This window comes from Streptomyces sp. RFCAC02, assembly GCF_004193175.1.
In the GTDB taxonomy this organism is placed as follows: Bacteria; Actinomycetota; Actinomycetes; order Streptomycetales; family Streptomycetaceae; genus Streptomyces.
Window position 1 is genome coordinate 789,225 of the sequence record NZ_SAUH01000001.1, and the last position, 20,063, is coordinate 809,287.

General features: G+C 74.6%; 16 protein-coding genes and 1 pseudogene. 7 read left to right on the plus strand and 10 right to left on the minus strand.

The features are described from left to right. Positions 1–164: 164 nt before the first annotated feature. From EMA09_RS03515 to EMA09_RS03525, 3 genes are all read right to left on the minus strand, one after another. Positions 165–1,367: an MFS transporter gene (locus EMA09_RS03515; protein ID WP_129838782.1), complete on the minus strand. Its 1,203-nt coding sequence runs from the start codon at positions 1,365–1,367 to the stop codon at positions 165–167. 64 nt (positions 1,368–1,431) lie between these two features. Then, the gene (locus EMA09_RS03520; RefSeq protein WP_129838784.1) at positions 1,432–1,908 is read right to left on the minus strand and encodes an Rrf2 family transcriptional regulator; all 477 of its coding nucleotides are present in this window, start codon (positions 1,906–1,908) and stop codon (positions 1,432–1,434) included. A gap of 10 nt (positions 1,909–1,918) precedes the next feature. Then, positions 1,919–2,902 (minus strand): alpha/beta hydrolase, encoded by a 984-nt coding sequence (locus tag EMA09_RS03525; protein WP_129838786.1) that lies wholly within the window; start codon positions 2,900–2,902, stop codon positions 1,919–1,921. 123 nt (positions 2,903–3,025) lie between these two features. Between EMA09_RS03525 and EMA09_RS03530 the strand changes: the two genes are divergently transcribed. Then, entirely contained in the window at positions 3,026–3,610 is a 585-nt protein-coding gene (locus EMA09_RS03530) for a TetR/AcrR family transcriptional regulator (RefSeq protein ID WP_129838788.1), read from the plus strand. Positions 3,611–3,633: 23 nt separating this feature from the next. Here EMA09_RS03530 and EMA09_RS03535 read toward each other — a convergent pair whose 3' ends face one another. Both EMA09_RS03535 and dnaE read right to left on the minus strand, forming a co-directional pair. Then, positions 3,634–4,653, minus strand: a complete 1,020-nt coding sequence (locus tag EMA09_RS03535; protein WP_129838790.1) for a helix-hairpin-helix domain-containing protein — start codon at positions 4,651–4,653, stop codon at positions 3,634–3,636. Then, a complete protein-coding gene (gene dnaE, locus EMA09_RS03540; RefSeq protein ID WP_129838792.1) occupies positions 4,650–8,120 on the minus strand; it encodes a DNA polymerase III subunit alpha in 3,471 nt (1,156 codons plus the stop codon). Before dnaE ends, EMA09_RS03535 begins: the two co-directional genes overlap by 4 nt. 196 nt (positions 8,121–8,316) lie before the next feature. On the opposite strand from dnaE, the gene EMA09_RS03545 reads away from it, so the two are divergent. Together EMA09_RS03545 and EMA09_RS03550 are read left to right on the plus strand one after the other, a co-directional pair. Beyond that, complete coding sequence (locus EMA09_RS03545; RefSeq protein WP_129838793.1) at positions 8,317–9,003, plus strand: HAD family hydrolase; 687 nt, start codon at positions 8,317–8,319, stop codon at positions 9,001–9,003. A gap of 117 nt (positions 9,004–9,120) precedes the next feature. Further along, on the plus strand, positions 9,121–10,146 hold the full coding sequence (locus EMA09_RS03550) for an aspartate-semialdehyde dehydrogenase (protein WP_129838795.1): 1,026 nt from the start codon (positions 9,121–9,123) through the stop codon (positions 10,144–10,146). 87 nt (positions 10,147–10,233) lie between these two features. Here EMA09_RS03550 and EMA09_RS03555 read toward each other — a convergent pair whose 3' ends face one another. The 3 genes and pseudogenes from EMA09_RS03555 to EMA09_RS03565 form a co-directional block, all read right to left on the minus strand. Continuing rightward, positions 10,234–11,433, minus strand: coding sequence for a DUF5685 family protein (locus EMA09_RS03555; protein WP_129838797.1), 1,200 nt, complete (start codon positions 11,431–11,433; stop codon positions 10,234–10,236). 88 nt (positions 11,434–11,521) lie between these two features. Then, the gene (locus EMA09_RS03560) at positions 11,522–12,613 is read right to left on the minus strand and encodes a S1 family peptidase (protein ID WP_129838799.1); all 1,092 of its coding nucleotides are present in this window, start codon (positions 12,611–12,613) and stop codon (positions 11,522–11,524) included. A gap of 479 nt (positions 12,614–13,092) precedes the next feature. After that, positions 13,093–13,977 (minus strand): annotated as a pseudogene (locus EMA09_RS03565) (S1 family peptidase); the annotation flags it as partial. Positions 13,978–14,412: 435 nt separating this feature from the next. Between EMA09_RS03565 and sepF the strand changes: the two are divergent. After that, on the plus strand, positions 14,413–14,856 hold the full coding sequence (gene sepF / locus EMA09_RS03570; RefSeq protein ID WP_129838803.1) for a cell division protein SepF: 444 nt from the start codon (positions 14,413–14,415) through the stop codon (positions 14,854–14,856). A gap of 161 nt (positions 14,857–15,017) precedes the next feature. Here sepF and EMA09_RS03575 read toward each other — a convergent pair whose 3' ends face one another. Further along, positions 15,018–16,628 (minus strand): MFS transporter, encoded by a 1,611-nt coding sequence (locus EMA09_RS03575; protein ID WP_129838805.1) that lies wholly within the window; start codon positions 16,626–16,628, stop codon positions 15,018–15,020. A 443-nt stretch (positions 16,629–17,071) separates the two neighbouring features. Between EMA09_RS03575 and EMA09_RS03580 the strand changes: the two genes are divergently transcribed. Next, positions 17,072–18,031, plus strand: a complete 960-nt coding sequence (locus EMA09_RS03580) for a phosphatase PAP2 family protein (RefSeq protein ID WP_129838807.1) — start codon at positions 17,072–17,074, stop codon at positions 18,029–18,031. A gap of 3 nt (positions 18,032–18,034) precedes the next feature. Here EMA09_RS03580 and EMA09_RS03585 read toward each other — a convergent pair whose 3' ends face one another. Beyond that, positions 18,035–18,139 carry an I78 family peptidase inhibitor gene (locus EMA09_RS03585; protein ID WP_346655803.1) on the minus strand — a complete coding sequence of 35 codons (105 nt, stop codon included), beginning with the start codon at positions 18,137–18,139 and terminating at the stop codon, positions 18,035–18,037. Positions 18,140–18,693: 554 nt separating this feature from the next. Here EMA09_RS03585 and EMA09_RS03590 point away from each other — a divergent pair. Together EMA09_RS03590 and EMA09_RS03595 are read left to right on the plus strand one after the other, a co-directional pair. Further along, positions 18,694–19,482, plus strand: a complete 789-nt coding sequence (locus EMA09_RS03590) for a hypothetical protein (RefSeq protein WP_129838811.1) — start codon at positions 18,694–18,696, stop codon at positions 19,480–19,482. Positions 19,483–19,693: 211 nt separating this feature from the next. Continuing rightward, positions 19,694–20,002 (plus strand): hypothetical protein, encoded by a 309-nt coding sequence (locus EMA09_RS03595; RefSeq protein ID WP_129838813.1) that lies wholly within the window; start codon positions 19,694–19,696, stop codon positions 20,000–20,002. The last annotated feature ends 61 nt before the right edge of the window (positions 20,003–20,063 follow it).

Sequence of the window (20,063 nt, forward strand, 5' to 3'; positions counted from 1 at the left end):
TCGTTCGAGAGTCTGTCCGGGAACGTCCGTGATCACCCGCCGACGGCACGGGGGAAGTGCCGTGACCGGGCGCGGGGTTCGTCCGGCCCGTCCCACCAGGACCGAACGCCCCGGGGAAGGCGCGCGACCCCGGCCCGGGAGCCCCGTCCGCCACCACCCTGCGTTCACCCGTGACGTGCGACTCGTCCCGTCGCCACCAGGAGCACGGCCGCGATCACGGCGATCACGGCCCCGGAGAAGAACATCCAGGTCGCGTCACCGGCTCCGGCGAGTCCGCCGACGAGGGTGCCGACCCCGATGCCGATGTAGATGCCGGAGGAGTTCAGCGCGATCACGAGCGGTGCCTCGTTCGGCGCGGCGGCGATGAGGCGGTGCTGCTGGGGCGGGGTCTGGCACCAACTGCTCGCGCCCCAGGCGAAGGCGAGCACGCCGACCGGGACCGGCAGCACGGCACTCGTCAGGGTCAGCGTGCCGAACGCGACGAGCGTGCACGTCATCACCGCGTATCCGACGACGAGCACCCTCGTCCCGCCGAACCTGTCGGTCAGCCTGCCCGACGACTGGGCGCCCGCGACAGCCCCGACCCCATAGAGGAACAGCATCCACTGAGCCGCGTCCGGTGAGATCCCGACGGCGTCGAACGCGGGGATCGCGTAGGCGTAGGCCGTGTACGCGGCGGCCATCCCGAGCACCGTGACGGGCAGGATCAGCCGCACGCCGGGATTGCGCAGCACCGACAGCCGCGCCGCCAGCGGCACCCGGTTCCCTCCGGGGAGCTTCGACAGCAGGACCGCGAGCCCCGCGCCGATCAGCAGGCACAGCAGCGCGACCAGCCCGAGGGCGCTCCGCCACCCCATGACGCGGGAGGCGAGGTTTCCGAGCGGCACGCCGATCGCCGTCGCCACGGTCAGGCCGCTGACGACCAGCGCGAGGGCGCGTCCGCGTCGTTCCGCGGTCACGAGCGACGATGCGACCGCGCCCGCGTTCGGGGTATAGGCCGCCGCCCCGAGCGCGGCCAGCACACGCGAGGTCATCAGGAGCGCGAAGTTCGGGGCGACCGCGGTGCCCAGGTTGGCGAGACCGAGAACGACCAGCGCCGCCACCAGCAGGCGTCGGCGTGGCACGGTGGCGGTGACGGTCGCGAGCAGCGGGGAGAACACCGCGTAGCAGATCGCGAAGACCGTCACCGAGTAGCCCGCCGCCGCCTCGGTCACACCGAGTTCGTCCGCCATCTGCGGCAGGAACCCGGCGACGACGAAAGCGTCGGTCCCCACGGCGAACGTGCCGAGCGCCAGGAGGGAGACCTGGCTGCCGGAGCGCCGTGGAGCGGTCGGCGGTGCGTCACTGCCCGTTATCGAGATAGTCAATGTCCCGATTCTCCTTTCAAGAAAAGCCCGACGCGACAGAAGGCGTCGGGCGGTGCGGGCGGAGTCAGGCGATGCGTTCGACGAAGCGGCGTGTGCGCCGCTCGGCCGTGGCGGGGGTGGTGGCGATGACGTCGGCGAGCGTCTGGTTCGCGAGTTGGCGCTGCCAGGCGAGTTCGGCCTTCCGCATGGCCATCGAGATGCCGCAGGGGTGTGCGAACTCCTCGGGTGCCCCGGTCCGTCCGGCTCCGCGCCGGCGGATCTCGGTGCACTGGAACGGGTCGGTGCCGCCCTCGATCGCGGTCACGACGTCCATGAGGCTGATGGCCTCGGGGGCGCGGCCGAGCCGGTAGCCGCCGCGTGCGCCTGCCTCCGAGCGGAGGATGCCCGCTTTGGCGAGGGGTTGCAACTGCTTCTTCAGGTACTCCGGGGGCAGGTCGAACACCTCCGCGAGCCGGCCGACGGGGAGGGGTGCCAGGTCGTCGAGCCAGGCGAGGACGAGGCAGCAGTGCAGACCCCACTCCACGCCTTCGGTCATGCGCATATCCGGGATACTACACCTCCCGATTGGGTGGCCCGCCCGGCCGGGTCCGGTGGGGCCGACCGGCGCCGGTGACGAAGTCCGTCACCGCGGCGGCGACGGCCTCGGGCTGCTCGTCGGGGATGAAGTGACCGGCGCCGGGCACGACGATCCCGGTGACGTCGTCGGCCCAGGGACCGATGGATGCGGCCATGTCCGGAACGGAGCCGTGACTGCTGGAGATCCCGAGGACGGGCACGGCGAGGCGCCCCCGTTCGAGCGCCTCGCGGTTCCTGCGCGCCGACTCCGCGGCGTCCCGGTAGTACGCGAGGGAAGCGCGCAGGCCGCCGTCGGCGGCGACGGCGGCCGCGTAGTGGTCGATTTCGGCGTCGTCGAACGTGTCGGGCGACAGGGCCTTCGCCTTCAGGAACCAGCCGACGTACGCGCGCTCGCGGCCTGCGAGCAGCGTCTCGGGCAGGCCGGGCACGACGTGGAACGCGAAATGCCAGGTCTTCCACGCCCGTTCCGGGTCGGTGGGGATCGCCTCCGGGAGAGTGATCCCGGGAATCCCGGCGTCGAGCAGCGCGACCCCGCGCAGGTCGCCCCCGAAGCCGAGGGCGAGGGAGAAGGCGACCCAGGCGCCGATGTCGTGGGCGACCAGGGAGTAGACCGGCACTCCGAGGGCCTTCACGGCGGCGTGGACGTGCGCGGCGACCGTGTGCGTGTCGTAGCCGCGCTCCGGACGCTCGGAATGGCCCTGGCCCGGCAGGTCGATCGCGATGACGTGGAACCGGCGGGCGAGGCCGGGCATCACCTTGCGCCAGGCCCACCAGGTCTGCGGGAAGCCCGCGAGCAGGACGACGGCCGGTCCGCCCGGCCGTCCGCCCTCGACGGCGTGGAGGCGGACGCCGTCCGCGTCGACCCAGCGGTGGGTGAATCCGGGCAGGTGCCGCAGCGGCAGGCCGCGGACGGGGTTGCCTTCCGAGGCGTGGAGAGCGCTGGTCGCCGAGCCGGTCACGGGGGCCTCCGTCGGTGTCGGGTGTGCGGTCCCGAACGCTAACACATCTTGGACCGATTGGTTCAAGATAGGATGGCGAGCGGCACGGACCGAACCATCGACGCATCGGCAAGGAAGTCCCGCGTGGCAGGCAAGAAGCAGTTCGACATGGATACAGCGCTCGACGCCGCGATGACCCAGTTCTGGCGCGACGGCTACGCCGACACCTCATTGGACGACCTGTCACGGGCGACCGGCCTGAACCGCAGTTCCATCTACTCCTCCCTCGGCGACAAGGACACGCTCTTCCTGCGCTGCCTGGATCGCTACACCGCGCGCTACGGCGAGAAGTACGACGCCGCCCTGTCGTGCGCCGCCTCGGACCCCGTCGCCGCTCTTCGCGCGTTCTTCGACGTCACCCTGGAACGCATCGCCGATCCCGGACTGCCCGATGGATGTCTGATCGCCCAGTCGGCCATGGCGATTCCCGTGCTGAGCCCGAACGTCGCGGCGCACGCCGAGCGGGCGCTCGGCCTCCAGTGCCTGCGCCTGCGCGCCGCGTTCAAGGCCGGCGGGCTGACGGACCGGGACGCCGAGTCCTTCGCCGTGCACGCGGCGGCCGTGAACCAGTCGCTCGCCGTCATGAGCAGGGCAGGGGCGGATTCGGAACAGCTCCTGGCCGTCGTGGGCGTGACCCTCGACGCTCTGTCGCAGACGGTGCGCGCGTAACGAGGCCGGTACCGCAGCCCGGATCAGGCGGCGCGCAGGTGGGCGGCGGGACCGGCGGCGTCCGGGCCGAAGCGTGCGCGGGCCAGGTCCACCGCCGCCTCGGCCCTGCGGCGCCGGTCGTCGGACGGGTCGAGCGAGAGCTGGCGCGCCGCGTCCGCGGCGTCCGCCAGGTCCTCGGCGCGCAGCGCGAGCGACCGGACGCGGGCGCGCTGGAGCCCCAGGGCGTCGTGCAGGGCGTAGGCGGCCGTGACCAGGACCGGTGTGTGCGCGGTCGGTTCGCGCAGGGTGCGGTGACGGGTGGTCACGCTGCGGTCGGCGTACCGGACGGTGAGGGTGAGGGCACGGGCGCACTGCCCGGTGCCGCGCAGACGGTGGCCGAGGTCGTCGGCCAGGGTGAGGAGGGCGCGGCGGCGGACGCCGGGGTCCAGTTCGTCGTGGCCGAAGCGGTGTTCCGCCGCTGCGGAGCGGGCCGGCGCCCCCGGGACGACCGGCGTCGGGTCGATGCCGCGCACCAGGTCCCGCACGCGGCGGGCGGTCCGCGCGCCCAGGATGCGCTGGAGCGTGGCGGGCGGCGCGGCGGCGACGCGTGCGGCGGTGTCCAGGCCGTACGCGGTCAGGGCGCGGGCCGTGGCGGGGCCGATGCCGTGCAGGGCGGCGGGGGGACGGTCGGCGAGGAACGCGGTGATCGCCGCCGGGTCGTCGGGGACCGCCGTCACGCCGGGGCCCGCGTCCGCCGGTCCCGCGGCGAGCCGGGCGAGCAGCGGATTGGGGGCGACGCCGACGGCACAGTCGATGCCGTGCAGGGCGAGGCAGCGGACGCGGAAGAGGCGGGCGAGGCGTTCGGCGTCGAGGCCGAAGTAGCGCAGGGCGCCGCCGACGTCGGCCAGCGCGGCGTCGGGCGGCAGTGCCTGGACGACGGGGGTGATGTCGCGCAGGACGTCCAGGATCCCGTCGTGGTCGCCCGCGGACCCGGCGGCGCGGTGACCGGGGAGGGCGCGTACGGAGAGGCCGCGCACGTAGAGGATGTGCCGTCGCGTCGTCATCCCGCGCTCCCGGGGCTCGCGTGCCACAGCTTGCGCGGCGGGGTCCCGGCCGGGCCGCCGGCGGGCTTGAGGTCGGCCCAGGGGTGGAGGGCGTAGCCGGTGGGCAGCTCGATCCGGCGCGCGGTGCCGTCGCCGGCCCCGTCGTCCCCGGCGCCGCCGGGCGTCCCGGGGCCGGCGGCGAGGCGTTCGGCGACCGCGTCGAGGCCGCCGGTGCCGCGCAGTTCAGCCAGTTCGGCGAGGTCCCAGGCGGCCCGGCCGACCACGCTGAACGCGCGCGGCCCGCGCCGCTGGACGGTGCCGCGCACCAGCAGCAGCCAGGAGTGGAACACGGTGTGGGCGCAGGCGGCGTGGCTGTCCTCGAAGAACGCCAGGTCGACCAGGCCCGTCATGTCGTCCAGGGTGGCGAAGATGACGCGCCTGCCGGACCGGATCGGCGGTGTCTGGGTGGCGGCCTTGGCCCCGGCGACGAGGACGGTCTCGCCGTGCGCGGCGTCGCGCAGCCGGTGGGCCGGGACCACGCCGAGTTCGCGGAGGAACGCGCGGTGGCCGGTCAGCAGGTGGTGCGCGGTCTCCATGCCGAGGACGTCGAGTTCGGCGTCGACCCGCTCCCCGGCGTCGAGGTCGGGCAGCCCGGCGGGCGGTGTGCCGCCGGCGCCGCCGAGGGGGAGCTGCCGGCCGCCGCTGCCGCCGGCGGGGCGCCGGTGGAGTTCGGCGATGTGGAGGAGCAGGTCGCGGCGGTTGGCGCCGAAGGCGTCGAGGGCACCGACCGTGGCCAGCCGTTCCGCGACCGGGCGGGAGGGCGCGGCACGGTGGAGGAAGTCGGTCAGGGAGGCGTACGGGCGGCCGGCGGCGATGCGGCCGGCCTCCTCCTCGCTGATGCCCCGGACGTCCTGGAGCCCGAGCCGGACGCCCCACCGGCCCCCATCCCCTTTCGAATCGGACTCCAGTTCGATTCGATAGGCGGTGTCCGACGCGTTGACGTCGAGGGGCAGCACGGGGACGCCGCGCCGCCGCGCGTCGGCGAGCAGCAGCCGCTTCGGGTACATGCCCGGGTCGTGGGTGAGCAGCCCTGCGTAGAACGCGGCCGGGTGGTGCGCCTTCAGCCACGCCGACTGGTACGTCGGCACGGCGAACGCGACGGCGTGCGCCTTGCAGAAGCCGAACGACCCGAACGACGCCACGATCTCCCACGTCTCGGACACCACGCCGGGCTCGTACCCGCGCCGTTCCGCCTCCGCCGTGAACCAGTCGCGGACCCGCTCGCGCCGCTCGGGATCGGACAGCGCGCGCCGCGCCTCGTCGGCCAGCGCGCGGTCGCAGCCGGTGAGGGTGGCCACGACGCCGATGACCTGCTCGTGGAAGACGACGACGCCATGGGTCTCCCGCAGGATCGGCTCCAGGTGGGGGTGCGGGTAGCGGGGGCGGCGGCCCGACCTGCCCTCGATGAACGGGCGCACCATGTCGGCGCCGACCGGCCCGGGCCGGAACAGCGATATGTCGACAACGAGGTCGTGGAACGTCTCCGGCTGGAGCCGCGCGATCAGGTCGCGCTGGCCCGGCGACTCGATCTGGAAGCAGCCGAGCGTCCCGGACGACCTGATCAGCCGGTAGGTGGCGGGGTCGCCGGGCGGCAGGCGGTCGAGGTCGACCGTCCCGGCCCCGGCCCGCCGGGTCTCGGCGACCGCGTGCGCCATCGCCGACTGCATCCGCACGCCCAGCACGTCCAGCTTGAGGAGGCCGAGCTCCTCCACGTCCTCCTTGTCGAACTGCGACATGGCGAACCCCTCGCCGCTCGTCGGCACCACGGGCGTACGGGCGCGCAGCGACGTGTCCGACAGCAGCACGCCGCAGGGGTGCATGGCCACGCCGCGCGGCAGGGCGTCCAGGGCCTCGACCAGGTCCCACATGCGCGGGTCGAGCGCGCCGGTGTCCAGGCCGCGCAGCTCGGGCAGCTCGGCGAGGGCGGCGCGCGCGTCCCTGGCCCTGATGTGCGGGAACGCCGTGGCCAGCCGCCCGGTCCGGTCCGGGTCGAGGCCGAGCGCGAGGCCGACGTCCCGGACGGCGTGCCGCACGCGGTACGTCTCGGGCATCGCGAGGGTCGCGACCCGCCGCTCGCCGAACCGGTCGAAGATCGCCCGGTAGGCGTCGAGGCGGCGGGCGGACTCCACGTCGATGTCGATGTCCGGCAGCACGGCGCGGCGCGGCGAGAGGAACCGCTCCATGAGCAGGCCGTGCTCGACCGGGTCGGCGTGCGCGATGCCGAGGAGGTGGTTGACGAGGGAGCCGGCGCCCGATCCGCGCGCCGCGACCCGGATGCCGAGGTCCCGGATGTCCCCGACGACCTGCGCGACGGTGAGGAAGTACGAGGCGTAGCCGAGGCGCGCGATGACGTCCAGCTCCTCCTCCAGGCGGTCCCAGCGCGCGCGGTCGCGGTCGAGGCGGCGGGCGACCAGCCCCGCCGCGCAGCGGGAGCGCAGCACGCGGTCGGCGGTGCGGTCGGCCGCGCCGACGAGGCGGGCCTCGGGGAAGTGGACGCCGCCGATGCCGAGGTCGCGGCCCGGATCGACGCGGCAGGCCGCCGCCGTCTCCTCGGTGCGGTCGAGCAGGCGGCGCGCGGCACCGGCGCCGAGGCCGGCGGCCTCGGCGGCTGCGTGCGCGGCGCGGGCCATGGCCCCGGGGTCCTTGACCCAGCGCTCACCGCTGTCGTGCGGGCCGCGCGGGTCGATGGGCACGAGGCGGCGCGCGGCGTCCAGGACGTCGGCGACCGGCCCCTGGCCCGGGTCCGCGTACCGGACGGCGCCCGTGAGGACCGGCGTGATCCCGCTCTCGGCGGCGAGGCCGAGCGTACGGGCGGCCGTACGGAGCGGACCGCTCGCGTCCACGGCGAGGCGGAGGGCGTCGCCGCAGACCTCGCGCCAGGGGGCGACGAGGCGGGCGGCCAGGTCGGGGCGGCCGGCGGCCAGGGCGCGGCCGGTCTCCGAGTCGGGGCCGAGGAGGACGGTCAGGCCGTCCGTGCCGCCGGCCGCCACCTCGGCCCAGGGCAGCAGGGGGCGGCCGCCCGCGCCGCCGGTCCCGGCGTGGGCGGCGGTGACGAGGCGGCACAGCGCCGCCCAGCCGGCGGCGCCGTCCCGGGCGAGGAAGACCGCGCGGGGAGCGGACTCGTCGGTGAACGCGCCCCCGCGCACGGGGGTGCGGCGACGGCTCGCGGCATCCCGGTGCGCGCCGCCCGCCGCCGGGCCGCCCGTGACCGGCGCGACCGCGAGGTCGGTGCCGTAGAGCGGACGGACGCCGGCGGCGGCGCAGGCGCGGGTGAACCGGACGGCGCCCGCGAGGGTGTCGCGGTCGGTCAGGGCCATGGCGTCCATGCCGCGCTCGGCGGCCCGCTCCGCGAGGCGTTCGGGGTGCGAGGCGCCGTACCGGACCGAGAATCCGGACGCGACCCGCAGGTGCGTGAACCGCGGGGCCATCGCGCACCTCCCGTCACACCTGTCACGACTTCCCCTGTCCCCCGGCGACCACTGGTCCGGGTCCACCATAAACCAGCCATCGAACATGCGTACGACTCTTTTGGGCGCAGGTCAGCGGCTCCCGGGCGTCCGCACCTGGCCGGGGACTGGCCGAAACCCACCCCACGCCCCTCCCGGGACGCGTTACGCTGCCCGGGTGGCGCTCCCCCCTGATCTGGTGATCTTCGACTGCGACGGCGTGCTGGTGGACAGCGAGCCCCTCGCGCTGCGCGTCTGCGTCGGCCTCGGTGCCGAACTCGGCTGGCCCCTGACCGAGCACGAGGTCGTCGACCGCTTCCTCGGCCGTTCGGAGCGCGCCGTCCGCGCCCAGATCGCGGACCGGCTCGGCGAGGCGGCGGCCGAGCGCTGGAGCGAGCAGTACCGGCTGCGGCTGGCCGGGATCATCGAGACCGAGCTGGCCGGGGTCGAGGGCGTCGTGGAGGTCCTCGACGCCCTCGACGCGCACGGCCCCCTCCTTCACTGCATCGCCTCAAGCGGCAGCCACGGGAAGATGCGCCGCACCCTGACCCGCACCGGCCTGTACGAACGGTTCGCCGGCCGCATCTTCAGCGCGTCGGAGGTCGCGCGCGGCAAACCGGAACCCGACCTCTTCCTCCACGCCGCGGCGAGCATGGGCGTCCCCCCGGAGCGCTGCGCCGTCGTCGAGGACAGCCAGTACGGCGTCCGCGCCGCGCGCGCGGCCGGGATGCGGTCCTTCGGCTACGCGGGCGGCCTCACCCCCGCCGCCTGGCTGGCGGGCGGGGACACCGTGGTCTTCTCCGACATGCGGGAGCTGCCCGCCCTGCTCGGCCTCCCCGGGCCGGGGACTCGCCCCGTGGCGTGACATTCGTCCGGAAGTATCATCAGGACAAAGAATTCGCTTCCGGCGCTCCGGACGGGGCAGGGTTGGTGCGGGACGGCGGGGCGTCCCCGCCCCCGCCACGAGCAAGTGAGGAGCCTCATGAAGATCGGGATCGTCGGAGCCACCGGACAGGTCGGCGGAGTGATGCGCGGCGTACTGGCCGAGCGGAAGTTCCCGGTCGACCAGCTCCGGCTGTTCGCCTCGGCCCGCTCGGCGGGCAGCGTCCTGCCCTGGCAGGACGGCACGGTGACCGTCGAGGACGCGGCGACGGCCGACTTCTCCGGTCTCGACATCGTGCTGTTCTCCGCCGGCAAGGGCACCTCCAAGGCCCTGGCCGAGAAGGTCGCGGCCGCCGGCGCCGTCGTGATCGACAACTCCTCCGCCTGGCGCATGGACCCCGATGTCCCGCTCGTCGTCTCCGAGGTCAACCCGCACGCCGTCGCACAGCGCCCCAAGGGCATCATCGCCAACCCCAACTGCACCACGATGGCCGCCATGCCCGTGCTGCGCCCCCTTCACCGGGAGGCGGGGCTGACGGCGCTCGTCGTCGCCACCTACCAGGCGGTGTCCGGCAGCGGCCTGAGCGGTGTCGCCGAACTGGAGGACCAGGTCCGCTCCGCGGTCGGGCAGGATCTGGCGCGCCTCACCTTCGACGGCCAGGCCGTGGACTTCCCCGCGCCGAAGCAGTACGTGCGCCCCATCGCGTTCAACGTCCTGCCGATGGCCGGCTCCCTCGTGGACGACGGCCTGGAGGAGACGGACGAGGAGCAGAAGCTGCGCAACGAGAGCCGCAAGATCCTGGAGATCCCCGACCTCAAGGTCTCCGGGACGTGTGTCCGCGTCCCCGTCTTCAGCGGCCACTCGCTCCAGATCAACGCGCGCTTCGAGCGCCCCATCGGCCCGGCGCGCGCCCGCGAGCTGCTGGCCGGCGCCGAGGGCGTCGAGCTGTCCGACATCCCGACGCCGCAGCAGGCCGCCGGCCGTGACGCGAGCTACGTCGGCCGCATCCGGGCGGACGAGACCGCGGAGAACGGTCTCGCCCTGTTCGTCTCCAACGACAACCTCCGCAAGGGCGCCGCGCTGAACGCCGTCCAGATCGCGGAGCTGGTCGCGGCCGAACGCTGAGGCACCACAGCGGCACGAGCCGCACGAGGGGGGCGCGGACGCCCGGTTCCGCGCCCCCCTCGGCCTGTCCGCCGGAGCCCGGTGGCCTCAGCAGTCGCAGCCGCAGTTGCAGTCGCAGCAGCCGCCGTCGCCACCGCCACCGTCACCGCTGCTGCAGCACTGGCAGCAGTTGCAGCCGCAGTCGCAGCAGTCCCCGTAGTGGCAGCAGCCGTGCCGCTGCTTGCCGGTCCACGGGTCGGCGTAGTCCTCGCGGCAGCAGATCTGGCAGGTGCACAGCATCGTGGCCCACACGGCGCAGCCGGCGATGAGGCCCCGCTTCTTGTTCTTGTCCTTGCGGTCGGGCAGCCATGCGGGATCGGGCAGCAGGTCGGGGTCGATGTCGGGGCCGGGGCCGAGGTGGGCGGGCTCCCCGCCGTGTCCGTGGCGGTGCCCGCCCTCGCCGAACACCCGCCCGACGGACCGTTCCACCTCGTGCACGAGGAGCCGGTGCACGAGCCTGCCGTCGGTGAACTCCGTGTCCTTCAGCGCCAGCCGGATGCCGGTGACGGCCTCGCCGCACAGCCGCCGCACCTCGGGCAGCGGGGTGCCGGTGGCGTCGATCGGGTTCCAGGCGCCGGTGCGCCGGTCCTCGCGCAGGTCCTCGACCGCGTCGAGGAGGTGCGCGAGCCGGCCGAAGAGGCGGCCGGCCTCGGTCAGGTGCGCGGCGTTGCCCGGCCGTCCCGCCAGCTCGGCGGTGTGGGCGAACGCCGCGGCCGTCGCGGTCTCGACGGGCTCGGTGACCACCAGGAGGGGGGTCCCGGGGCCGGCGAGCCGTTCGATCCCGGGCTGCCGTGCGACCGCGTCGAGCAGCACGGCCGTGTCGAACCCCATGTCGGCGCCGGACCGCGTGCCCACCGTGTCCCACCCGGACGCCACCCGCCGCGCCGCGCCCGCGAGGACGGGCCGCGCCCACACGCCGTCGCGGTCGGCGACGTGGTCGCGCAGCTTCGCCGACGCCAGGACCAGCGAGACGACGGCGGCCAGCCGCGCGCCCCGGTCGGCCGCGACCGATGCGGTCCGCATGCCGCGCAGCGCGCAGGGACCCGCCGTGCGCCGTACCCGTGCCTCCTCGGGCGCCTGGGCGGCGTACAGGACGGATATCAGCAGGCCGTCGTAGTTGGTGGCGACGCGGGCCGCCTGCCCCCGTTCCTTCCGCAGCGCGAGACAGAGCCCGCACAGGTGCCCCATCCACTCGGCGAACAGGCCGTCCGGCAGGTGGTGCCGGCAGGGCCGGACGATTCCGAACACGATCACTCCCCGTCCCGGACAGCGCGGCAGCCCCCGGCCGGGAGGTCCGGGGGCTGCCGCGCCATCCGATGATCTGACTGCTTCTCGGCTACGGGATCGTAGCTCCCGTCGCCTCCAGGGCGTCCGTCACGGGGTAGAAGAACGTCGTGCCGCCGGACGTGCAGTCGCCGCTGCCGCCGGACGTGAGGCCGACCGCGTCGCCGTCGGCGAACAGGGCGCCGCCGCTGTCGCCGGGTTCCGCGCACACGGTCGTCTCGATGACGCCGTACACCGTGCCCTGCGGATAGCTGACGGAGACGTCGACCGCGGTCACCTCGCCGCCGTGCACACCGGTCGTGCTGCCGCTGCGCCGCACCGACTGGCCGACGACCGCCTCGGCGGCACCGGTGATCTCCTGCGCGGTGCCGTCGTACAGGTTCACCTCGCTCGGGTGCTCGGCCGAGGCGTCGGCGTACTCGACGAGCGCGTAGTCGGACTCGGGGAACTCGCCCCGCGTCATGGTGCCGACCCCCTCGCCGCCCGCCGTGTCGGACCAGGTGCTGCCGACGCTGCCGCAGTGCCCGGCGGTGAGGAACGCGGGGGTGTCGCCCACGGACACGTTGAAGCCGAGCGAGCAGCGTGAGCCCGAGCTGTGGATGGCGTCGCCGCCCGCGAGGTACGGGCGGAACTCGCCCTCGACGGAGTCGAGGGTCGCGGCGTCGCCGAGTTCCGCGACGGCGGTGCGCAGGTCGGTGAGGGCCGCGCCGCGCACGGTGGCGTCCGTCGTGACGCGGACGGCGTTGGCCACCGGGTCGACGGCCCAGGCGGTGCCGGGGACGGCGAGGGCGTCGACCGCCGCCCTGACCTCGCCGAGTTCGGTCAGGCTGTGCTGTACGAGCCGGGCGTCGGCGCCCGCCTCGCGGACGGTGGTGAGCGCGGCCTCGTCCACGACCGTGACGACGAGGGTGCCGGAGTCGGCGTCGTAGTAGGTGCCGCCGGTGGTGTCGGGGCCGAGGCGGGTGGAGAGCGAGGCGGCCAGGGTGCCGGCCTCGGTGGACGACATGACCCGGGGAGCGGCGGCCGGTGCCGTCACCGGGTCGGCGGTCGCCTCCTGGACGGCCAGGGGGCCGGCGAGGAGCGCGGCGGCGGCGGTCGCCGCTGCCGCGGACCGCCGCCGGTGGGACGTACGTCGGTGTGTCACGCTCGTTTCCTCCTGTGGGGGATGGAGCCTGCGCTCCGGAGAGAGCACGAACCCGGCCAGTCCATCGGTGGGCCGGTCACGTTCATGCCAAGCGGTACCGGCGAGTATCCGAGGTGGCCCGGGACCGCACAAGACCGAGAACTTGCCCCGGACATATGAACACACCGGTAAACGTAATGCGCGTAAACCATCCGGAACACTCCGGCCTTTCCCGCGCGGGGCGGACAGGGGAACACCCGGGCGGCCGGCGGCCCACCCGCCCGCCGGCTCCGGCGGACACCGTTCCAACTGGTCTGGACCTGTCTGGAAATCACCGTTCGCTCCACCGTTTTCACCCACCTCCCCGCCAGGGCGAACGCATGTCCGGTGGCCCGTGTCACACACAGGCACCCCACCCGCCCCGCACAGCACTCCGCCCCGCCGGCGGACCGGCGGGGCGGAGCGGACGGGGCGCGGCGGCCCCGGCTGGGGACGGACCGTCAGAGGATGGTCGCCCCATAGGCGTTCAGGGCCTCGACGACGGGCTGGAAGAACGTCGTGCCGCCCGAGGTGCAGTTGCCGCTGCCGCCCGAGGTGAGCCCGATCGCCGTGTTCCCCGAGAAGAGCGCACCGCCGCTGTCACCCGGCTCGGCGCACACGTTGGTGCGGATCAGACCGGAGACGATGTCGCCGTTGCCGTAGTTCACCGTGTAGTTGAGCCCGGTGACCGAACCGCTGTGCAGCCCCGTGGTGCTGCCGCTGCGCTCCACCCGCAGGCCGACGGTCGCGTTCGCGGCGCCGGTGATGTCACGGGAGGTGCCGTTGTACAGGTTGACCGTGCCCGGGTGCGGGACGGAGCTGTTCGCGTACCGCACGAGGCCGTAGTCGTTGCCCGGGAAGCTGCTGTGGGCGGTCGGCCCCACGTACTCGGTGAGCGAGGAGTTCGTGTACCAGTTCGGGTACCCCTCGGTGCAGTGACCAGCGGTCAGGAAGTAGTACGCCCCGGAGATCTGGACGTTGAAGCCGACGGAGCAGCGCCACCCGGCGTCGGCGTAGATGGCGTCACCACCGGCCAGGTACTGCTCGAAGCTGCCTTCGACGCGCTCCACGGTGATCGCGCCGGACAGCGAGCCGGCGCCGCCGCGGATGCGGTCGATGTCGGCGTCCGAGACGGTCTCGTCGGCCGTCACGACGACCTGGCCCGTGGCCTTGTCCACGGTCCACGCGGTGCCGGAGACATCGGCGGCGAGCACCGCGTCACTGGCGGTCCTGAGCTGCGCGGTGGTGTAGTCGGCCGCGGGTTCGGCCGACGCGCTGTTCGGCAGGGCGAACGCGACGGCGGCCAGCAGGCCGGAGGCGGCGGCGAGGAGCCGGAGCCGGCGGGACGTGCGGGGTGGGGGTCGGTGCGCTTCATTCCCACTTGTTCCTCCAGTCGGAGAATCCGGAGCCCACGGCTGGTGGGCTGAGGCGGCGTGGTCAGGAGCGTGTCCGTGGCGGGGGCCGCGGTTCCCCCACATGGCCATGACCCTGACAAGCGCTGCTCCGAGTCTCCCCACCGGCGGACATGGCGGAAAGAACGCCTTCAGGACACCGCCCGCCCGGCATCACCCGTTCGGCCGCGCGCGGGCAACTTACTGTGCGTCAGCACTCCGCTACCACATCGCCGCTGATGAACGGCCACATCGAATGCACCAGAACCGTCACGAATCCGCGAACCGATGGGCATTCCCTTGGCGCTTCATCCGCATGATGGACGACCATAGGGGGGATGCGGTCAGGTACCAGCCGCATCACAAGTGAGTGAGAGAGAGGAGGCATCCATGGGATCGGTTCGAAAGGCGAGCGCCTGGCTCGGTCTCGTCGAGGACCGCGAGATGCGCTACTACGACGACGAGTACGCGGAAGGCCCCGAGCCGGGCGACAGCGCGGGACCGTGGGCCACCGACCCGAGGGTGCGGGTGGCCGCCGAGGTCGCGCAGGACCAGGGCGGCCGTATCGCCATGGTCACGCCGGACGGCTTCCGGGACGCGCGGCGCATCGGTGAGCTGTTCCGCGACGGCATCCCCGTCGTCGTGAACCTCACGGTCCTCGACTCGGGCGACGCCAAGCGCGTCGTGGACTTCGCCGCCGGCCTGATCTTCGGCCTGCGCGGGACCATCGACCGGGTGGCCAACCGTGTGTTCCTCCTCACGCCCGCCGACTACCAGGTCGTGACCGCCCACCACGACCGCACGGCCGACGGCGGCTTCTTCAACCAGAGCTGACGCGTTCCGCGGCCGCCGGGATCCGCTCCCCGGCCGCCGGTCCGTCCGCGCCGCCGACCACCCGGCCGCGGAACGCGCCGAGGCGGCGGGCCTTCCGCCCGCGCGCCTCCCGGGGCACCCCGGCCGACGGACCGTGCCCCCTCCCCGCGCCACCGCCCGCGTCAGGCCCCCGCGCTCCCGCCCGGCGGGACCCGCGTGCCGGCCACCTCATGCCCGGCCCCGCCCTCCCCGCCGCGCACGGGACCGCGCGGCAGCCGGCGGGCCGCGACCGCGCCGAGGACGAGCAGCGCGGCACTGACCAGCAGCGTCACCGTCATGGCGTGCACATACGCGTCCCGCGCCGTCCGCCGCAGCGCCTCCCCGGCGCCGCCCCCGACACGCTCGGCCACGGTGTACGCCTCCCCCAGCGAGTGGCCGGCCGCCGCGCGGTCCTCGGGCGGCACCCCCGTGAACCGGTGGACGCCCGGCGCGTAGAGCGCGTTCATGACGCTGCCGAGCACCGCCGTCCCGAGCCCCGCGCCGAACTGGTACGCCGTCTCCCCCATCGCGGCCGCCCCGCCGGCCCGCCCCTCGGGGACATCGCTCAGCATCGACTCGTACGACGCGAACAGCACCGTCTCCAGGCCGAACCCCAGCGCGACGAACCCGGCCGCCATCAGCACCGGCCTGTCGTGGCCGTGCAGCCCCGTCAGCGCGAGGACGGCGGCCGCCGTGAGCACGAACCCGGCCGTCACCATGCGGCGCGGCCCGAGCCGGGCCAGCACGCGTGCCCCGGCCAGTCCCGCCGCGACGGCGGCCGCGCTCAGCGGCAGCAGCCGCAGCCCCGTCTCCAGCGGGCTCAGGTCGAGGACGAGCTGCAGGTACTGGGCGGCGACCAGCGCGAGGCCCACGAGCGCGAGCACCGTCAGCACGATGCAGGCCAGCGCGGTGCCGAACGCGGGCCGCAGGCACGCCGTCAGATCGATCAGCGGCTCCGCCAGCCGGCACTGCCGCCGGGCGAAGAGCCACAGCAGCAGCACGCCGCCCCCGGCCGCGAGCACGGTCCCGGGCGTCATGAGGTGCCCGCCGCCCACCCGTTTCACGGCGAGGATCACCCCGAACAGGCCGGCCGCCGCGAGGACCGCGCCGCCCACGTCCCACGGCCCCGAACCGTCCCCCCTGGACTCGGGCAGCAGCAGCCGCCCGGCGGGCAGGCACACGGCCATCAGCGGCAGGTTGGCGAGGAAGACCGACCCCCACCAGAAGTGTTCGAGCAGGAGCCCGCCGGCCAGCGGGCCGATCGCCGCGCCGACGGCGGCGACGGCGCTCCACACCCCGATCGCGACCGCCCGCTCCCTGCGGTCGGGGAACACGTGCCGCAGCAGGGAGAGCGTGGCCGGCATGATCATGGCGCCGGCGGCGCCCAGGGCCGCGCGGGCGCCGATGAGGACCGCCGGCCCCGGCGCGTACGCGGCGACGGCCGAGGCGAGCGCGAAGCAGCCGTACCCGATCAGCAGGACGCGCCGGCGCCCGGCCCGGTCGCCGAGCGTGCCGAACAGGACGAGCAGCGAGGCACAGACCAGCGGGTACGCGTCGACGATCCACAGCAGTTCGGCGGCGCCGGGACGCAGGTCCTCGCTGACCGCGGGGACGGCGACATGGAGCACGGTCGCGTCGATCGCGACCACCAGCAGGCTCACGCAGAGCACGACGAGGACGACCCAGCGGTTGCGTGGTCCGGCGGGAGCGGGGGTTCCGGCGGTCGGGGTGCCGGGCGGGACGGCCCCGGGCATCGTCGCACCTCCTGCCCGGTCGGGCTGCGCACGGCGGTGGTCCCCCGCCGCCGCGGGGGACTTCCGGCGGTGCGCTGGCGCCGGACGCGGTGACGGGAGCGGGCGGGGATCTGCCCGGTGGCGGATTCGACCTTCGAACGCCCGGCCGATCCTGCGCCGGCGCCCGGACGGACGGCCGCGACCCGCTCACGTTCGAACAGTGGTCTGACAGACTACGGCAGCCCGGCGGCGCCCCCGCGGGGCGGTGTTCACCTGCCGGCCGCTCCCCGGGAATTCTCCCCGCGGGCGGCCGCGATTCCACCGGACGGCAATTCCGGGACCGCGTACATTCCGTGAAGCACACCCCGACCGGGCGAGTGAATTGAACCGCCATACATCACATCGCCATTACGAAGACGGGGCCGCGAGGGAGCCCTGCTATCACGGGCTGTAATCTTGAAAAAGTGCGTACCGACCGACTCCTCGCCCGCCTCGAACAGGAGCCTCAGCCACCCGACGTGCCGGCTCCTGTGATGAGCCGTGTGCGCGTCGGACTGCTGGGCGCGACCCTGGCGTTCTACGCGGCCGTCGTGGCGGCGGTCCTGAGCACCTCCTGGCTCGTCCGGCTGGACTGGCAGGTGATGCTGTTCCGGCCGTACAAGCAGTGGCCGGAGCTGCACGCGTTCCTCGACTACTTCGTCGTCCTCGGGCAGCGCGGCCCGACCGCCGCGCTGGTGGCGGCCTGGCTCGGCTGGCGCTCCTGGCGCCAGCGCACACCCCGCCCGCTGCTGGTGATGTGCTGCTCCCTGCTCCTGCTGAACCTCACGGTCGGCGCCGCGAAGATCGGGATGGGGCGCGAAGGCCCGCACTACGCCACCGTCATGGGCTCGAACGAGATGTGGCTCACCGGCGACATATTTCCCTCGGGCCACACCGCGAACGCCGTCGTGACCTGGGGCATCCTCGCCTACCTCGCCACCACGCACCGCGCCCGCCGCGCCCTGTCGGTCATCGCGTCCGTGTGCGCCCTGGGCGTGGGCGCCACCACCGTCTACCTCGGCACCCACTGGGTGAGCGACGTACTGCTCGGCTGGGCCGCGGGGCTGCTGATCCTGCTCGCCCTGCCGTGGTGCGAGCCGCTCATCACCCGCGTGGAGACGGTGCTGCTGACGCTGTGGGACCGCGTCCTCGGCGCCCCCGGCAGGCCGCGCCCCGCCGCCGGCCGCACCGGGCCGGTGACCCAGCCGGTACCGGTCCCGCAGGCCGACCTCGCGCCGCGCCCGGTCACCGCGAGCGCGACCGCGCTCGCGGAGGACGACCCGGTGCCAGCGCGCGCCGCCAAGGTCAGGACGCACGCCCCCGCCGGCCGTCCGCACCAGCCGGGGCGCCCCGAGCGACCCGTGCGCCCCGTGGGCAGCCGCTGAGCGTCAGCCCTGCCAGCAGCGGACCACCTCGCCGTCCCGGACGGCGAGGTTCAGCCTGCCCGGCATGAACTCCATGGTGACCACCGCGTCGGGCGCGAGGCACCGCACCCGGGACCAGCCGCGCTCGCGGGCGCGCCGTTCGGCGGTGTCGGCGGGCAGGCCGAGGTAGGAGTCGGGGTCGTCCCGGGGGTCCTGGGAGGCTGCGGGAGAGGTGCCATGCGGCCACGGTACGGCCGGCGCGGGACCACCGTGAAGTCCCGTCCGGGCCGGGGAACTGTCACGCTTCTGTCACAGCGGAGGGCCGCGCCACCCGTTCGGCCGAACGTGAGCATTCTGTGACGACGCGCCCTTCCCGCATTCCCGCCGGCGCCCGGCGGACGGAATTCCCGGCCGTTTTTCCCGGCCCCCGGGAAGGCTTTTCCCCGCGGAATCGGAACACCGCCGATTCACCTGCCAGGTGAACGCCGGTGAACGACCGGACATTGCTCCGGGCCGCTCCCCGGGCGCCCCCGCCGCCTGTCACCCCGGCACGGCGCGCGGGATTGGCCGCCCGGCGGGCGTGACCCGAACGGCGCCTTGGGCGTTGTGCACGGGGCCACCGCGCCCCCCGCGGCCCGGTGGCCCCGATACAAGAGCCCGAACCGAGGAGCGACAGTGTCCCCTTGCTCGACGTCAGCGACGACGTACGCGCCGAGATCGGCGACGAAGAAGCCGACCGGTTGCTCGCCGGCGAGAACGCCCCGGGCAGCTACGACTGCACCTCCTGCCGCACCCCGGGCCACACCGAGCAGGAGCGCACCAGCACCGTGCTGTTCGTGGGCGAGGAGACGGCCGTGCTCGCGTTCGCCCACGCCTCGTGCATCCCCTCGCAGGTCGTGTCCGTGTCCGAGGAGCAGCTCCAGGGCGCCGTCCGCTCCCTGACCTCCGACGGCGTCGGCGACGGCCCCGCCGGGGCGGACGGGCGGACGGAGCAGGCCGAGCAGGCCGTCCTCGGCGTCACCTGCGGGCAGATCCTGGTCAAGGACGACCTGTACCCGGCGATCGTGGTCGAGCCCACCGGGCCGATCGCCCGCCCCGGCTCCGACGGTCCGGGCGACGACTTCCTGCCGCTGCTGATCGAGGCCGGGTTCATGCCGGTGACGGACGTGTCGGAGATGCCGGCCACGCTGCCCGGCTGGTCCGTGCTGCTCGCCATGGGCCAGCTCCACGCGGTCCTCCAGGGCTCCCCGGCCGGCGGCGCGCCGAGCGCGTGGTGGCAGGCCCACCAGCCGCTGGCCGTCACCGACGGCTGGCGTGCCAGCGCCAACCAGCGGCACACCGTGCTCGTCTACTGCGCGCCGGCCGGCGCGATCGGGCAGCAGCCGCGCGAGGACCTGATGCGGGACGCGCTGGAGAAGGCGGCGGCCGGCGGGCTCCTGGTGGCCGCCGCCATGCCGCTCGCGGGCACCTGATCGGGCGCTCTCCCGACGACCGCTCCCCGCGCCGTCCGGAGGCGGAGCCGGGCACGCCGCGACGCGGCGGGCGGCCCGTGCCGCCCGACCCCGGCCGGCGCGGGCCGCATCCGTCGGCCGGTCCGCTCGTTGGACTGGCGTGCACCCTTATGAGCCTTCCCGACCGCAGCACCCGTCCCGGCACACCACGGTTCCCGCGGGCATCCCCGCCATGCGCGCGCCGTACGATCACGCGGCCACCGGCTCGGAGACGCCGATCTACGACGCGCTGTGCGCCGAGTACCGGCGGCTGTTCCTGACGCTGCCGGGGGATCGCTCGGGTGAGGAGCATCTGGGTTTCGTCGCGTTCGGCACGTTCCGCGGCACCGGCTCCGGCACGGCGTTCCCGGCCTACGGCTACGGGTACGCGGGTGCGCTGCACGCGCCGGCGGTCCTCGTCCCGGCCGTTCTGCGGCCCGTGCGCGGTGCCCAGGAAGGCCCGCCGCGCACAGGACCGTCCGGCCACTCCACCGCCCACTGATCCGGCGGCGGGCGCACCGGGGGCGGGGACCGCGCGTCGTCCGCGGCCCCCGCCCCCGCCG

Excerpts from the sequence above, each read along its gene's own strand:
- EMA09_RS03535 (WP_129838790.1), bottom strand. The coding sequence starts at position 4,653 with ATGACGACGCGACGGCACATCCTCTACGTGCGCGGCCTCTCCGTACGC.
- sepF (WP_129838803.1), top strand. The coding sequence starts at position 14,413 with ATGGGATCGGTTCGAAAGGCGAGCGCCTGGCTCGGTCTCGTCGAGGAC.
- EMA09_RS03595 (WP_129838813.1), top strand. The coding sequence starts at position 19,694 with ATGCGCGCGCCGTACGATCACGCGGCCACCGGCTCGGAGACGCCGATC.
- EMA09_RS03550 (WP_129838795.1), top strand. The coding sequence starts at position 9,121 with ATGAAGATCGGGATCGTCGGAGCCACCGGACAGGTCGGCGGAGTGATG.
- EMA09_RS03575 (WP_129838805.1), bottom strand. The coding sequence starts at position 16,628 with ATGCCCGGGGCCGTCCCGCCCGGCACCCCGACCGCCGGAACCCCCGCT.
- EMA09_RS03520 (WP_129838784.1), bottom strand. The coding sequence starts at position 1,908 with ATGCGCATGACCGAAGGCGTGGAGTGGGGTCTGCACTGCTGCCTCGTC.
- dnaE (WP_129838792.1), bottom strand. The coding sequence starts at position 8,120 with ATGGCCCCGCGGTTCACGCACCTGCGGGTCGCGTCCGGATTCTCGGTC.